14 protein-coding genes are annotated in these 13,040 nt (G+C 71.2%); 9 read left to right on the top strand and 5 right to left on the bottom strand.

Features of this window, described 5'->3' with window-relative positions; all coding sequences use genetic code 11:
* The first annotated feature begins 4 nt into the window (after positions 1-4).
* The 3 genes from ACZ7IB_RS28925 (at position 5) to ACZ7IB_RS28915 (ending at position 3,186) form a co-directional block, all read left to right on the top strand.
* A complete protein-coding gene (locus ACZ7IB_RS28925; protein ID WP_470916737.1) occupies positions 5-1,159 on the top strand; it encodes an acyl-CoA dehydrogenase in 1,155 nt (384 codons plus the stop codon).
* 7 nt (positions 1,160-1,166) lie between these two features.
* A complete protein-coding gene (locus ACZ7IB_RS28920; protein ID WP_470916736.1) occupies positions 1,167-2,132 on the top strand; it encodes an acyl-CoA dehydrogenase family protein in 966 nt (321 codons plus the stop codon).
* A gap of 517 nt (positions 2,133-2,649) precedes the next feature.
* Positions 2,650-3,186, top strand: a complete 537-nt coding sequence (locus ACZ7IB_RS28915) for an ATP-binding protein (RefSeq protein WP_470916735.1) — start codon at positions 2,650-2,652, stop codon at positions 3,184-3,186.
* A 50-nt stretch (positions 3,187-3,236) separates the two neighbouring features.
* On the opposite strand, the gene ACZ7IB_RS28910 is transcribed toward ACZ7IB_RS28915, so the two are convergent.
* Complete coding sequence (locus ACZ7IB_RS28910; protein ID WP_470916734.1) at positions 3,237-4,163, bottom strand: cyclase family protein; 927 nt, start codon at positions 4,161-4,163, stop codon at positions 3,237-3,239.
* An 83-nt stretch (positions 4,164-4,246) separates the two neighbouring features.
* On the opposite strand from ACZ7IB_RS28910, the gene ACZ7IB_RS28905 reads away from it, so the two are divergent.
* From ACZ7IB_RS28905 to ACZ7IB_RS28895, 3 genes are all read left to right on the top strand, one after another.
* A complete protein-coding gene (locus tag ACZ7IB_RS28905) occupies positions 4,247-5,161 on the top strand; it encodes an SDR family oxidoreductase (RefSeq protein ID WP_470916733.1) in 915 nt (304 codons plus the stop codon).
* 82 nt (positions 5,162-5,243) lie between these two features.
* Complete coding sequence (locus tag ACZ7IB_RS28900) at positions 5,244-6,398, top strand: acyl-CoA dehydrogenase family protein (protein ID WP_470916732.1); 1,155 nt, start codon at positions 5,244-5,246, stop codon at positions 6,396-6,398.
* Positions 6,395-7,444 carry a Zn-dependent alcohol dehydrogenase gene (locus tag ACZ7IB_RS28895; protein WP_470916731.1) on the top strand — a complete coding sequence of 350 codons (1,050 nt, stop codon included), beginning with the start codon at positions 6,395-6,397 and terminating at the stop codon, positions 7,442-7,444. The genes ACZ7IB_RS28900 and ACZ7IB_RS28895 overlap by 4 nt, the downstream gene beginning before the upstream one ends.
* 133 nt (positions 7,445-7,577) lie before the next feature.
* Here ACZ7IB_RS28895 and ACZ7IB_RS28890 read toward each other — a convergent pair whose 3' ends face one another.
* The 3 genes from ACZ7IB_RS28890 to ACZ7IB_RS28880 form a co-directional block, all read right to left on the bottom strand.
* Positions 7,578-7,823 carry a hypothetical protein gene (locus tag ACZ7IB_RS28890; RefSeq protein ID WP_470916730.1) on the bottom strand — a complete coding sequence of 82 codons (246 nt, stop codon included), beginning with the start codon at positions 7,821-7,823 and terminating at the stop codon, positions 7,578-7,580.
* Positions 7,807-8,058, bottom strand: coding sequence for a DUF6400 family protein (locus ACZ7IB_RS28885; RefSeq protein ID WP_470916729.1), 252 nt, complete (start codon positions 8,056-8,058; stop codon positions 7,807-7,809). Before ACZ7IB_RS28885 ends, ACZ7IB_RS28890 begins: the two co-directional genes overlap by 17 nt.
* A gap of 275 nt (positions 8,059-8,333) precedes the next feature.
* Positions 8,334-9,317: a GlxA family transcriptional regulator gene (locus ACZ7IB_RS28880; RefSeq protein ID WP_470916728.1), complete on the bottom strand. Its 984-nt coding sequence runs from the start codon at positions 9,315-9,317 to the stop codon at positions 8,334-8,336.
* 142 nt (positions 9,318-9,459) lie between these two features.
* On the opposite strand from ACZ7IB_RS28880, the gene ACZ7IB_RS28875 reads away from it, so the two are divergent.
* The gene (locus tag ACZ7IB_RS28875) at positions 9,460-10,701 is read left to right on the top strand and encodes an MFS transporter (protein WP_470916823.1); all 1,242 of its coding nucleotides are present in this window, start codon (positions 9,460-9,462) and stop codon (positions 10,699-10,701) included.
* Positions 10,702-10,824: 123 nt separating this feature from the next.
* Entirely contained in the window at positions 10,825-11,235 is a 411-nt protein-coding gene (locus tag ACZ7IB_RS28870) for a ribosomal maturation YjgA family protein (RefSeq protein WP_470916727.1), read from the top strand.
* On the opposite strand, the gene ACZ7IB_RS28865 is transcribed toward ACZ7IB_RS28870, so the two are convergent.
* Positions 11,183-11,521: a hypothetical protein gene (locus ACZ7IB_RS28865; protein WP_470916726.1), complete on the bottom strand. Its 339-nt coding sequence runs from the start codon at positions 11,519-11,521 to the stop codon at positions 11,183-11,185. The genes ACZ7IB_RS28870 and ACZ7IB_RS28865 overlap by 53 nt on opposite strands.
* A gap of 183 nt (positions 11,522-11,704) precedes the next feature.
* On the opposite strand from ACZ7IB_RS28865, the gene ACZ7IB_RS28860 reads away from it, so the two are divergent.
* Positions 11,705-13,036: an MFS transporter gene (locus ACZ7IB_RS28860; RefSeq protein ID WP_470916725.1), complete on the top strand. Its 1,332-nt coding sequence runs from the start codon at positions 11,705-11,707 to the stop codon at positions 13,034-13,036.
* Positions 13,037-13,040: the final 4 nt, after the last annotated feature.

Raw genomic sequence — 13,040 nt, 5'->3', positions numbered from 1 at the left:
CGCGGTGGATCTCGCGTACACGGAGGCCGAGGAGGAGTTCCGGGCGCGGCTGCGCGAGTGGCTGGCCGCCGTGCTGCCGTCACTGCCCGCGAAGCCCGGCCCCGACGACTGGCCCGGGCGCCGCGCATACGACACCGCCTGGCAGCGGATGCTGTACGACGCGGGCTACGCGGGCCTGCACTGGCCCGTCGACGCGGGCGGGCGGGGCGCCACCCCGACCCAGCATCTGATCTTCCTGGAGGAGACCGAGAAGGCCGGCGCCCCGTACGTCGGCGCGAACTTCGTCGGGCTGCTGCATGCCGGGCCCACGATCGCGGCCGAGGGCACGGCCGAACAGCGGGCGCGCTGGCTGCCGCCGCTGCTGCGCGGCGACGAGATCTGGTGCCAGGGGTTCAGCGAGCCCGACGCCGGCTCGGACCTCGCCTCGCTGCGGACCCGTGCGGTGCGCGACGGCGACCACTACGTGGTGAGCGGGCAGAAGATCTGGACCTCGCATGCGGAGGTCGCCGACTGGTGCGAGCTGCTGGTGCGTACGGACCCGACGGTGCCCAGGCACCGCGGGATCAGCTGGCTGGTGATGAGGATGGACGCTCCCGGCGTCACCGTCCGCCCGCTGCGCACGCTCGCCGGGTCCACCGAATTCGCCGAAATGTTCCTCGACGAGGTGCGGGTGCCGGTCTCGCACCGCATCGGTGCGGAGAACGACGGCTGGCGGGTCACCATGGTCACCCTCTCCTTCGAACGCGGTACGGCATTCGTCGGCGAGGTCGTCGCCTGCCGCCGCACCCTGGCCGCCCTGGCGGCCGAGGCGCGGGCGAACGGCCGCTGGGACGACCCGGTCCTGCGCCGCAGGCTGGGCAGGCTGAACGCCGAATTCCGGGCGCTGTGGCGGCTCACCCAGTGGAACGTCAGCGAGGCGCAGAGCAGCGGGGGCGTCCCGGGCACCGGCGGCTCGGTCTTCAAGCTGCGCTATTCGCACGCCCGCCAGGAGCTGTACGAGGCGGCCGCCGAGGTGCTCGGCGCGGATGCGGCCGATCTGGACCGGGAGTGGGCCTTGGACCGGCTCTCCTCGCTTTCGTACACCATCGCCGCGGGCACCTCGCAGATCCAGCGGAACATCGTCGCCGAGCGGATCCTCGGCCTGCCGAAGGGGCGGTGAGCGGACTGTGGACTTCCAGCTCTCGGACGACCAGCGGGCCCTGCGGGCGGGGGTACGGGAACTCCTCGCCGGGCGCTTCGGCAGGGACCGGATGCGGGCGGCCCTCGACGGCGGCACGGGCATCGACCGGGCCCTGTGGCGGGAGCTCGGCGAGGCCGGGTTCTTCGCGCTGCGGCTGCCGGAGACGGAGGGCGGTGTCGGGCTCGGGCTGCCCGAATCGGTCCTCCTCTTCGAGGAGGCGGGGCGGTCGCTGTTGCCCGGACCGCTGATCGCCACCCATCTCGCCGCCGGTGCGGTGAAGGGGGCGGCGGAGGGCGAGACGGTGGTCGCGGTGCTGGACGCGGGGCAGCCGGTGGGGCACCTGGGGGATGCGGACGGCCTGCTCGTACTCGGGCCGGCTTCGGGTCCGGAGCCGGGGGAGGCGCGGGCCGTGACCGGCGGGGCGCTGCGGGATGTCGTACGGGAGGCCGCCAGGCCCGTACGGTCGCTCGACCCGTTCACGCCCCTGTGGCGGGTCACGGGCCCCGTCGGGCCCGGCGAGCTCCTGTCCGGCGGGGCGCGGCTGCGCGACGAGGGCGCCCTGCTCGCCGCCGCCGAACAGCTCGGCAGCGCCGCCCGTACGACCGAGATGGCCGTCCAACACGCCGGTGAACGTGAACAGTTCGGTTCGCCGATCGGGTCCTTCCAGGCAGTCAAACACCTGTGCGCCGGGATGCTGGTCCGCGCCGAGCTGGCCCGCAGCGCCGTCTATGCGGCGGCCGTGACCGCGGACCGGGCCGAGATCGCGGGCGCCAAACTGCTCGCCGACGACGCGGCGGTCCGCAACGCACGCGACTGCCTTCAAGTGCACGGCGGAATGGGCTTCACCTGGGAGGCAGACGTCCATCTGCACCTCAAGCGGGCGTGGCTGCGGTCCGGGCAGTGGCTGACGGCGGCGGCGGCCGAGGAGGCGCTCGCAGCCGACCTGTGCTGATTGCGCATGGGTTCCGTGGAGGCTTCGGACGAGCGACGGCGGGTGGATGTGGGATGCACGAGCGTGACAGGCAGGCCGCTGAGCCTCACGCTGCGGAGTTACGCAGTGGAGTCGACGGGTTCCGATGCCGGCTTGTGTCCTTTGCGTGATTCGTCACGGGGTGGAGTCGGCGCCGGGCTCAGGTACGCTCCGTTGGATGCGAGAGGTTCTGGAATCGGATGATCCGGATGTTGCCCGTGCGGCGACTCCGGTCCGGAAGAGGTGCCCTGCTCGCATTCCACGCAGAAGCGCCGGGCCTGCCCGGGAGACGACTCCCGCAGCCTCGATGCGCCTCTGTTCGACTCTCCGCAGCGCGCGTCGCACAGTATGCACCACGCGTACTCCTTCGCGCTGGAATATGCCCGAAGCGCTTGTTGCGGTGACTGTACGTCAACCATGCTGTCTCGTAAGGGAATCACGTTCCGTGACCCTGAGGAGGCGCGAGGCGATGTGTCCGCCGGTTCGGATGGTGTGAGCGGTGCAGGTGCTTCAGGTTCAGCTGGAGGTCGGGCCGGATCCCGCGGAGGTCGGGAGGGCTCGTAGATGGGCGCGATCGAGACTGGTCGGGTCCGGGATAAGAGACGACGAGCCGCTGGCCGAGACGCTCATCCTGCTGATCTCGGAGCTGGTCACCAACGCCGTCGTCCACACCGGCTGTCCGGCCGTGCTGCGCATGCTGTTCGGCGCGGCGGAAACGGCGGGGACGGCCGGGACCGTACGGGTCGAGGTGGCCGACACCAGCTGTCGTCCGCCGCAGCAGCGCCACGCGGCGGGCGAGGACACCGGCGGCCGGGGCCTGGAGCTCGTCGACGGCCTCGCGGACCGCTGGGGCTGGCAGCCGGAGGGCGCGGGTAAGCGCATCTGGTGCGAGGTCGACCGGAGCGCCCCGGTGATCCAGGTGGTGCCGGTGCATCCGGGCGTGCAGAGCGTACAAGGTGCTCATGGCGCACCGGGCGCGGCGGATGCGGACCGTGAGGCGTACGAGCCGTCACGAGTCGTTACGCATCATGGATAAAGGCTGAAGCGGTCGGTCCGGGTTGCGGTACGGCGCCGGCCCGAGCCCCTTCAGAGGACGGCGACCGGGGCGACCGGGGTGCCGGTCGCGCCGACGAACGGTTCCGCCATCGCGGAGAGCAGGAAGCTGTACCGCTTCTCTTCCGCACAGGCTGTGGACAACTTTTCCAGGTTCCAGTTCTGGCCCTGCAGCATGCCCATCTCGACCAGGTCCAGAGCATGCACCCCCAGCCACAGATCCTCGATCTCGGGCGGGAAGATCTCGAAGGTCAGGGTGTCATTGGCGACCGCCGCGACATCGCGCGCACGGAACCACTCGGGCGTCCTGATCGAGAGACCGGGCGACGGATAGGCGTACGCATGCTTGTCGCCCGCCAGATAGACCTGTATTTGCCCCGTCCGTACGAGCACGATGTCACCGGCCCTGACCCTGACCTCCGCCAGCTCCTCGGCCGCGTCCAGGTCCTCGGGGGTGACGGCATGGTCGCCGGGCAGCCTGTCCGTGCCGTGTGCGCGTGCCACATCGAGGAGCACCCCGCGCGAGACGATGTGCGGTGCCTTGTCGATCCCGCTGAACCGCGCGCCGCCGTGCGCGGTGATCGTGGCGGCCGGGCGGCCGTTGTAGATCTTTCCCGAGTGCGAGGCGTGGGTGAGGGCGTCCCAGTGGGTGGCCGTCTGCAGGCTCAGGACGGCTGTGTCGTCGCTGGTGGCGACGGTGCCGGGGCCGAAGAGTTCCTGATTGATCTGAACCATGCTGTGCAGCGGATTGATCCGCCCCGGGATCAGTCCGCTCTGGACGCCGTCCTGCTGGAGGGGGAGCGCGAGCGGGATGCGCAGTCCGGTGCGGACGGCGGCGACCGCCTCGCGTACGACCGCGTCGGTGATCAGGTTGAGCGTGCCGATCTCGTCGTCGGCGCCCCAGCGGCCCCAGTTGTTGACCCGCTTGGCGATGTCGTGGAACTCGGCCGGCAGTGACATGGAGCCTCCCGGGGCTTGTGCTCGTGGACCTGATGACCCATAAAATCTAACGGTCCGTCAGAAACCGCGGGAAGGGGCCGGACATGGGGAACTTCTTGGCAGGCAAAGTGGTCGCCGTGACGGGTGCCGGGCGCGGCATCGGGAGGGCGGTCGCACTCGCGGCGGCGGCCGAGGGGGCGAGAGTCGTCGTCAACGACTACGGCGTATCCATCGAGGGCGGCGAGCCGAGCAGCCAGATAGCGGAGTCCGTCGTCAAGGAGATCGAGGCGGCGGGCGGCGAGGCGGTGGCCGTCGCCGACGACATCTCCACGATGGCGGGCGGGCAGCGGATCGTGGACACGGCGCTCGCGCAGTACGGGCGGATCGACGGGGTTGTGTGCGTGGCCGGGATCCTGCGGGAACGGATGCTGTTCAACATGTCCGAGGAGGAGTGGGACCCGGTGGTCGCCACCCACCTCAAGGGCACCTTCACCGTCTTCCGAGCCGCGTCGGCGGTGATGCGGAAGCAGGAGGACGGCGGCACGCTGATCGGCTTCACCAGCGGCAACCATCAGGGCAGCGTCGCCCAGGCCAACTACAGCGCCGCCAAGGGCGGGATCATCTCGCTGGTACGGAGCGCGGCGCTCGGCCTGCACAAGTACGGCGTCACGGCGAACGCCGTCGCCCCGGTCGCCCGCACCCGGATGTCCGCCAATGTGCCCATGGAACTCAAGGAGATCGGCGAGCCGGAGGATGTGGCGGCGCTCGTCGTCTACCTGCTCAGCGAACGGGCCCGCAAGGAGAAGATCACCGGCCAGGTGTACACGATCGCAGGACCGAAGATCGCGGTCTGGGCCCAGCCGAGGGAGCTGCGGGCGGGGTACGCGGAGGGGGCCTGGACCCCGGAACGGATCGCGGACTTCCTGCCGGGGACGGTGGGCACGGATCCGATGCCGATGCTGGCGCAGCTGGAGGAGATGGCGGCTGCGGCGGCGGCGAAGGCGCGACCGAACGCTTGACCTCTCACCGGGGCTCCGCCCCGGACCCCGCTCCTCGATCGCCGGAGGGGCTGGATCTCGCGCCCGACCCCAAGGAGTGGATGTGGACTTCGCATTCGACGCGGCGGACGACGCCTTCCGCCAGGAGGCCCGGTCCTGGCTGGAGACCCACCTCACGCAGCCCTGCGCCACCGAGGGCGGCCGTGCCTGGGAGCAGGAGCTGGGCCGGGCCGGCTGGATCGGCCTCGGCTGGGACAACCGCGGCGCCGGCCACGGCAACCGGCACGCAAGCCTCACCCAGCAGGTCGTCTGGGCCGAGGAGTACGCCCGCGTCTGCGCCCCCGCCCGGGCCGGCCACATCGGCGAGAATCTCCTCGCCCCGACCCTGATCGCCTACGGCACGCAGGCGCAGAAACAGCGTTTCCTGCCCGCCGTGGCACGCGGCGACGAGCTGTGGTGCCAGGGATACAGCGAGCCGGGTGCCGGATCGGACCTCGCCGGGGTGCGGACGGCCGCCGTACCCGACAAGGGCCGCGGCGGCCACCTCGTCACCGGGCAGAAGATCTGGACGTCGCTCGCGAGGGATGCCGACTGGTGCTTCGTCCTGGCCCGTACGGAGCCCGGCTCCAGCCGCCATCACGGCCTGTCGTTCCTGCTGGTGCCGATGGACCAGCCGGGCCGGATCGAGGTGCGGCCGATCCGTCAGATGTCGGGTGCCAGCGAGTTCAACGAGGTCTTCTTCGACGGGGCGCACGCGCAGGAGTGTGTCGGCGGCGAGGGCAACGGCTGGGCGGTCGCCATGGGGCTGCTGGCCCTGGAACGCGGCGTCTCCACACTCGTGCAGCAGATCGGGTTCGCCGCCGAACTCGACCGGGTGGTCCGCGCCGCCGTCGACGGCGGCGCCGTCACCGACGCGGTACTGCGCGAGCGCCTCGTGAGGCAGTGGGCGGAGCTGCAGACCATGCGCTGGAACGCCCTGCGCACCCTGGGCTCCACGGGCGACCCCGGCGCACCCAGCGTGGCGAAACTGCTCTGGGGCGGCTGGCACAAGCGCCTCGGCGAGCTGGCCGTGGAGATCAGGGGCGCGGCCGGTGCCGTCGGCCCGGACGACTGGTCGGCGCAGACACCGTACGAACTCGACGAGGCACAGCGCCTGTTCCTGTTCACCCGGTCCGACACCATCTACGGCGGCTCGGACGAGATCCAGCGGAACATCATCGCCGAGCGGGTGCTCGGCCTACCGAAGGAGCCGAGATGAGAGGCGTCGTCTTCGACGGCAAGCGGACCGAGGTCGTCGACGATCTGGAGATACGCGACCCGGGCCCCGGTGAGGTACTGGTGGCGGTGGCCGCGGCCGGGCTGTGCCACAGCGATCTGTCGGTGATCGACGGGACGATTCCGTTCCCGTCGCCGGTGGTGCTCGGGCACGAGGGCGCGGGCGTGGTGGAGGCCGTCGGTGCGGGCGTCGGCCATGTGGCGCCCGGCGACCATGTGTCGCTGTCCACGCTGGCCAACTGCGGGGCGTGCGCCCAGTGCGACCGGGGCCGGCCGACGATGTGCCGCAAGGCGATCGGGATGCCGGGACAGCCGTTCTCGCGGCGCGGGAAACCGCTGTACCAGTTCGCGTCCAACTCGGCCTTCGCCGAACGGACCCTGGTCAAGGCCGTGCAGGCGGTGAAGATCCCCGCCGATCTGCCGCTCACCTCGGCGGCCCTGATCGGCTGCGGGGTGCTGACGGGAGTCGGAGCCGTACTCAACCGGGCGAAAGTCGACCGGGGCGACACGGTCGTGGTGATCGGCACCGGCGGCATCGGACTCAATGTGATCCAGGGCGCCCGGATCGCGGGCGCCCTGACGATCGTCGCTGTCGATGCCAACCCGGCGAAGGAGGCGGTGGCGCGGCAGTTCGGCGCGACGCACTTCCTGACGTCGGCAGAGGGCGTACGGGAGATCCTGCCGAGCGGCGCCGACCACGCCTTCGAGTGCGTGGGCCGGACGGAACTGATCCGTACCGCGATCGATCTGCTGGACCGGCACGGCCAGGCGGTCCTGCTGGGCGTCCCCGCGGCGACGGCGGAGGCGTCGTTCCTCGTCTCGTCGATGTTCCTGGACAAGTCGATCCTGGGCTGCCGGTACGGCTCCTCGCGCCCGCAGCGGGACATCGCGCTCTACGCGGACCTGTACCGGGAGGGCAGGCTGCTCCTGGACGAACTCGTCACCGAGACCTATGCGGTGGAGGACTTCGCCAAGGCGGCGGACGACGCGCACCACGGCCGGGTGGCACGGGGGGTGCTGGTGTTCTAGGCCCTGCGAAGGTCTTGTGGGGCCGGCGTCTTCCCGGACCGGCGAATCCCGGGTCCTCCGCCAGGCCCTCCTGTCCGGATCGCGCCGGGGCTGCATGCCGCCCCGGCGCCTCGCCCGGCCGCGTTGCCGTCGGTCAGTCGCCGAAGGCGCTGCTGTCGCGCGGGGTGACGCCGGGCCGCGTGTTCACGGACCACATGTGGGTGCACTGCGGACACTGGAGGTGAACGACCGGTCCGTTGTTGGATATCAGATAGCGCCAGTGCTCACGGCAGGTACGGAGGCCGGCGCAGTTCTCGCAATGACGGGCGTCGTCGCAGACGGGGCAGGGCATCCAGGCGCGGCGGGCCACGTCCGCCTGCGGATCAATCGGCAGTCGCACGGCCCGGCCCCCTTCCCGGCAGGACGCCGGTCGCCACCAGCAGGTCGTAGGTGCGCTGCTGTTCGGCGTCCAGGCCCGAGTAGAGGAGCGCGTACGCCTCGTCCTCGCCCTGGAGGGCGGCGACCGGGTCCCAGTCGGGCCCGAGTGCGGCCACGACCTCGACCCGGCGCCGAGCTTCCTCGAACGTCAGATCGATCGTGAAGGGTATGAGGCTGTCTGGATTTCCCTTTTTCATGGCGAAACTTCCGAAGTACCGGTGGAACTCCACATGCCTATCAGGCGGAAGCGGCGGCAGGGAAGGGTGACCTAAGTCGCTCCGAGGCGAAGCGGCTCCGGGCCTCTGAGGGAGGAACCCTCGGATCGGTCGGCAGAAGTGGGTCGTTGCCGGCACCGGGGCCCCGACGGTGGACGCGGTCCACGGGCGGCACTGTGACGTACTTCATGGGGTTGTCCGGGGCGTCGGGCGGGGTGATCCGGGTGATGCGGAGGGGGAACGGCCGGAGCGCCCGGTCAGGGCCTCCCCGCGCGGAATGTGCGCCGGTACACCGTGGGGGACACCCCCAGCGCCGCCTGCAGATGCTGCCGCAGCGAAGTGGGTGTCCCGAAGCCCGCGTCCCTCGCCACCTGGTCGATCGACAGGTCCGTCGACTCCAGCAGCTGCCGGGCCCGTTCGACCCGCTGCCGGGTCAGCCACTGGACGGGGCTGACCCCGACCTCCTCCCGGAACCGGCGGGTGAACGTCCGTACGCTCATCGACTCCTGCTGTGCCATGTCGCGCAGCAGGATCGGGCGCTCCAGCCGGCCGAGCGCCCAGGTGCGCGCGGAGGTGGTGGTCGCGAACTGCGCGTCGGGCACGGGGCGTTGGATGTACTGCGCCTGCCCGCCGTCCCGGTGCGGGGGCACCACCGTGCGGCGGGCGACATCATTGGCGACGGCGGTGCCGTGGTCGCGGCGCACGATGTGCAGGCAGAGATCGATTCCGGCGGCGACCCCGGCGGAGGTCAGGACGTCCCCGTCGTCGATGAACAGGACGTCGGGGTCGACCCGGATCTCGGGGAAGAGCTGCTGGAAGTGGTCGGCGGACGACCAGTGGGTGGTGGCGGGGCGTCCGTCGAGATATCCGGCAGCGGCCAGCACATAGCTGCCCGTGCAGATGGAGACCATGCGGGTGCCGGGCCTGATGTGCGCGAACGCGGCGGCGAGCTCGTCGGTGAGCCTGCCCTCCGTGTAGACGGGGCCGAGTTCGTAACTGGCGGGGATCACGACGGTGTCGGCGGTGGCCAGGGTCTCGGGGCCGCGTTCGACGGTGATCGTGAAGTCCGCGTCGGTGCGGACCGGGCCCGGCGGGCGCACGGAACAGGTCACGACTTCATAGAGATTGTGGCCCCTGTTGTGCGGCTCGGAACCGCGCGAAAGGCCGAAAATCCTTTGGGGGATGCCCAGTTCGAAGGGAAGCAGCCCGTCGAGGGCCAGGACGGCGATTCGGTGCGGCATCGGCGGACTCCCTTCACCCCTAGCTGGTATAGACCTTAAGCTGATACATGTCACTGCTGTGAAGGAAAAGTCAGCAGAGCGCGTGCGCATTCCCGCCGCGGACCGCGAGGGCGCGCCGCCCCTTTCGCCTCGTTCGTCGAGCATGGGGCCGATGGGCGACGGGCTCGGTGACGGCCTGGGTGTCGGCCGGCCGGCCGAGCTCTGGAACCGTAACTTCCGGCTCTTCTTCGTCGCCCGTACCGCCGCGCTCTTCGGCGACGGAATGATCCCGGTGGCGCTCACCGCGGGCCTGCTGGGGGCGGGCCGGCCGCACTCGTCGGTGGGGTTCGCGCTGGCGGCCTGGATGGGCCCGCTGGCGCTCTTCGTGCTCTTCGGCGGTGTACTGGCGGACCGGTTCACCCCGCGCCGGATGATGATCATCGCGGATGCGTTGCGGCTGGTCGGGGCCTCGGTGCTGGCGGTCTCCTTCGCCATGGGGAACCCGCCGCTGTGGGCGGTGTACGCGCTCAGCGCGGTGGCCGGTGTGGGCGCCGCGCTCTTCCAGCCGGGCGTCGCATCGACCGTGCCCCGGGTGTCCTCGGACGTGCAGCGCGCCAATGCGGTGCTCCGGGTCTCCGAGGCGCTGATGACCATGGCGGGCCCGGCCTTCGCGGGCATGCTCGTCGGACTGGCCAGCGCAGGGGCGGTCTACGTGGCGAACGCGTCGACATTCCTGGTCTCCGGCCTCTGCCTGTTCCTGCTGCGACTCGCCCCGGCCCCGTCGGACGCCGCGCAGCGTGGCACCTTCGTCGCCGAACTGGTCGACGGATGGCGGGAGTTCCGGGCGCGCAGCTGGCTGTGGGGGGTGATCGCGATCTGGACGGTCTACGGCTTCACGGTGCTCGGCCCGATGCTGCCGCTCACCGCGGTCGAGGTGACCGAGGCGCACGGCTCGGGGGCGTACGGCGTGATGATGGCGGTGAACGGCGCGGGCAGCGTCGTCGGCGGTCTGCTCGCCCTGCGCCTGAGGCCGCGCCGCCCGCTCGCGGCGGGGGCCGTCGCGCTGACCGCGGTCTGTGTGAACCTGGTGGTGCTGGGCCTCGGGCTGCCGGTGGCCGCGCTGGGGGCGGGGCAGTTCGTGGCGGGTGCGGCGTTCGCGTTCTGGCTGGTGATGTGGTCGACGACGGTGCAGACCCATGTCCCGCCTCAGGCGCTGAACCGCCTGCACGCGTACGACGTGGCGGGCTCCCTGCTGATGCTGGCGGCGGGCCGGGCGCTGGCGGGACCGGTCGCGGACCGGCTGGGCGCACCGCAGGTGCTGCTGGCCGGAGCGGTGATCAACCTGATGGTGGTGGCGGTACTGCTGGTGGCCCGGCCGATCCGGCGGCTGGAGCGGATCGGGTGACCGGTCACGACGGATGGGCGGGGGCGGATGGGAGGGGATCGGGTGAGCGGGGATCGGGTGAGGGAGGATCGGGGAAGTGGGGACGCGTCGGTGGTGGGCGGGTCCGGGCCGGTTCGGACGGCGGTGCGCGCACGTGCGGTCGCGGCCGGGGCGGCGGCGCTGACCGTTGCCGCCGGACTCGGGGTCAGGGCGTTCATGGGCGGCGACGTCGCCAAGTACGCCGGGGACGCGCTCTACACCGTGCTGATCTGCGCCCTGGTCGCCGTGATCGCACCCCGCGCCCGGCCGGTCGTCAAGGCCGGGGCGGCGCTCGCGTTCAGCTGGTCGGTCGAGCTGCTGCAACTGACCGGGGTGCCCGCGGAGTTCTCCCGGCACAGCGCGGTGGCGCGGCTGGTGTTCGGCTCGACCTTTAACGCGCCCGATCTGTTCTGGTACGTGGTGGGGGCGGGGTTCGCCTGGGCGGCCCTGGCTTCGGCCTCGGCTACTTCGGCCGGTTCGCCCGGTCGCGATCCTCGGACTTCTGCATCTCGATGACCTGGAAGACATGGGCACTGGTCTGCCTGCGCACACTGCCGCCGACGAGCAGCGCCGCACCGAGGACGGACAAGGGGGCGGAGATCCCCAGAACGGCCAGCTGCTTCGGCAACTCGGTGACCACCTTGCACTGCGTGGAGATCCGGTAGCAGTACAGGTCCTGCTGGTCCACCAGCAGGAAGCCCAGCCAGATCCACAGGGCGCAGGCGACGAGCAGCAGCACGGCGCCCCAGGTCTGCATCAGTGCGGAGCGGTGGTGGAACTGCTGGCGTGCTGCCCACTGCATGAGACCCCCCGGTTCGGTACGCAGTCGAAGGGGCGGACGCACCGCCCGCCGACCGACAGGTGATCGTACGCGCCTACGAGCCCGTTCGGGCCGGAAGGCGTAGGTCGCCATGGCCCGATTCCTGCGAAGCGTGTCCCTCCGGCCACTCGTGAGAGTGCGCGCCATGACCCGATGCTGAGTGACGTGACCCAGACAACCGAAAGCGCCGCCCGGGACGACGACCGGCAGGCCACCTCCGCAGCCCCCGACGGGCGCTCCCGCCGGCGCATTCACCGTGCCTGGATCGTCGCCGTCGTCACCTTCGTGACGATCATCGGCGGCGCCGCCTTCAACTCCCTGCCCGGCCTCCTCATCGACCCGCTCCACACGGAATTCGGCTGGTCACGCGGGGAGATCGGACTCGCCGTCTCCATCGACATGGCGCTGTACGGGCTCACCGCGCCGTTCGCCGCCGCGCTGATGGACCGCTTCGGCATCCGCCGGGTCGTCGTCGTGGCCCTTTCCGCGGTGGCGGCCGGGGCCCTGGCCAGCGTCTGGATGACGGCCTCCTGGCAGCTGATGATCTACTGGGGGCTGCTCGTCGGCCTCGGCACCGGCTCGATGGCGCTGGCCTTCTCGGCAACGGTCACCAACCGCTGGTTCGTGGCCCGACGCGGCCTGGTCACCGGCATCCTCACCGCGGCCGGCGCCTCCGGCCAACTGGTCTTCCTGCCGCTGTGCGCCTGGATCGTCGAGGAGCACGGCTGGCGCCCGGCCTCGGTGACCGTGGCCCTCGCCGCCCTGGTCGTCGTCCCGTTCGTCTGGCTCCTGATGCGCGACCACCCGGCGGATGTGGGCCTCGCCCCCTACGGCGGCACCTACGTGGAGAAGCCGGCACCCGCACGCGGGGCGGCGAGGCGCACCGTACGCGTCCTGTTCGACGCCGCCCGCACCGGGCCGTTCTGGCTGCTGGCCGGTACGTTCGCGATCTGCGGGGCCTCGACCAACGGCCTGATCCGTACACACTTCGTGCCGTCGGCCCACGACCACGGCATGCCCATCACCGCCGCGGCCTCGCTGCTCGCTGTCATCGGGGTCTTCGACATCATCGGCACGGTCTTCTCCGGCTGGCTCACCGACCGTTTCGACGCCCGCCGGCTCCTCGCCGTCTACTACGCGTTGCGCGGCGTCTCGTTGCTCTTCCTGCCGATGCTGATGGCGCCGACGGTGCATCCGCCGATGGTGTTCTTCATCGTCTTCTACGGTCTGGACTGGGTCGCCACCGTCCCGCCGACGCTGGCCCTGTGCCGCGAGCAGTACGGCGAGGACAGCGCCATCGTCTTCGGCTGGGTCCTCGCCTCCCACCAGGTGGGCGCGGCACTGGTGGCATTCCTGGGCGGTGTGGCGCGTGATGTGTTCGGCTCGTACGACATGGTCTGGTACGCGTCGGGGGCGCTGTGCGCGATGGCGGCCCTGATGGCGCTGGTGATCCGGCGGGTCCGGGAGCCGTCGGGCGTCGCCGCCGGACTCGGCTGACGGT

This window comes from Streptomyces sp. NPDC037301 (assembly GCF_055602785.1).
This window is presented reverse-complemented; position numbering and strand designations above follow the sequence as displayed.

Bases quoted from the DNA above. Each gene is read 5' to 3' on its own strand.
- ACZ7IB_RS28875 (WP_470916823.1), top strand. From the start codon at position 9,460: ATGGGGCCGATGGGCGACGGGCTCGGTGACGGCCTGGGTGTCGGCCGG.
- ACZ7IB_RS28905 (WP_470916733.1), top strand. From the start codon at position 4,247: ATGGGGAACTTCTTGGCAGGCAAAGTGGTCGCCGTGACGGGTGCCGGG.
- ACZ7IB_RS28910 (WP_470916734.1), bottom strand. From the start codon at position 4,163: ATGTCACTGCCGGCCGAGTTCCACGACATCGCCAAGCGGGTCAACAAC.
- ACZ7IB_RS28865 (WP_470916726.1), bottom strand. From the start codon at position 11,521: ATGCAGTGGGCAGCACGCCAGCAGTTCCACCACCGCTCCGCACTGATG.
- ACZ7IB_RS28885 (WP_470916729.1), bottom strand. From the start codon at position 8,058: ATGAAAAAGGGAAATCCAGACAGCCTCATACCCTTCACGATCGATCTG.
- ACZ7IB_RS28895 (WP_470916731.1), top strand. From the start codon at position 6,395: ATGAGAGGCGTCGTCTTCGACGGCAAGCGGACCGAGGTCGTCGACGAT.
- ACZ7IB_RS28880 (WP_470916728.1), bottom strand. From the start codon at position 9,317: ATGCCGCACCGAATCGCCGTCCTGGCCCTCGACGGGCTGCTTCCCTTC.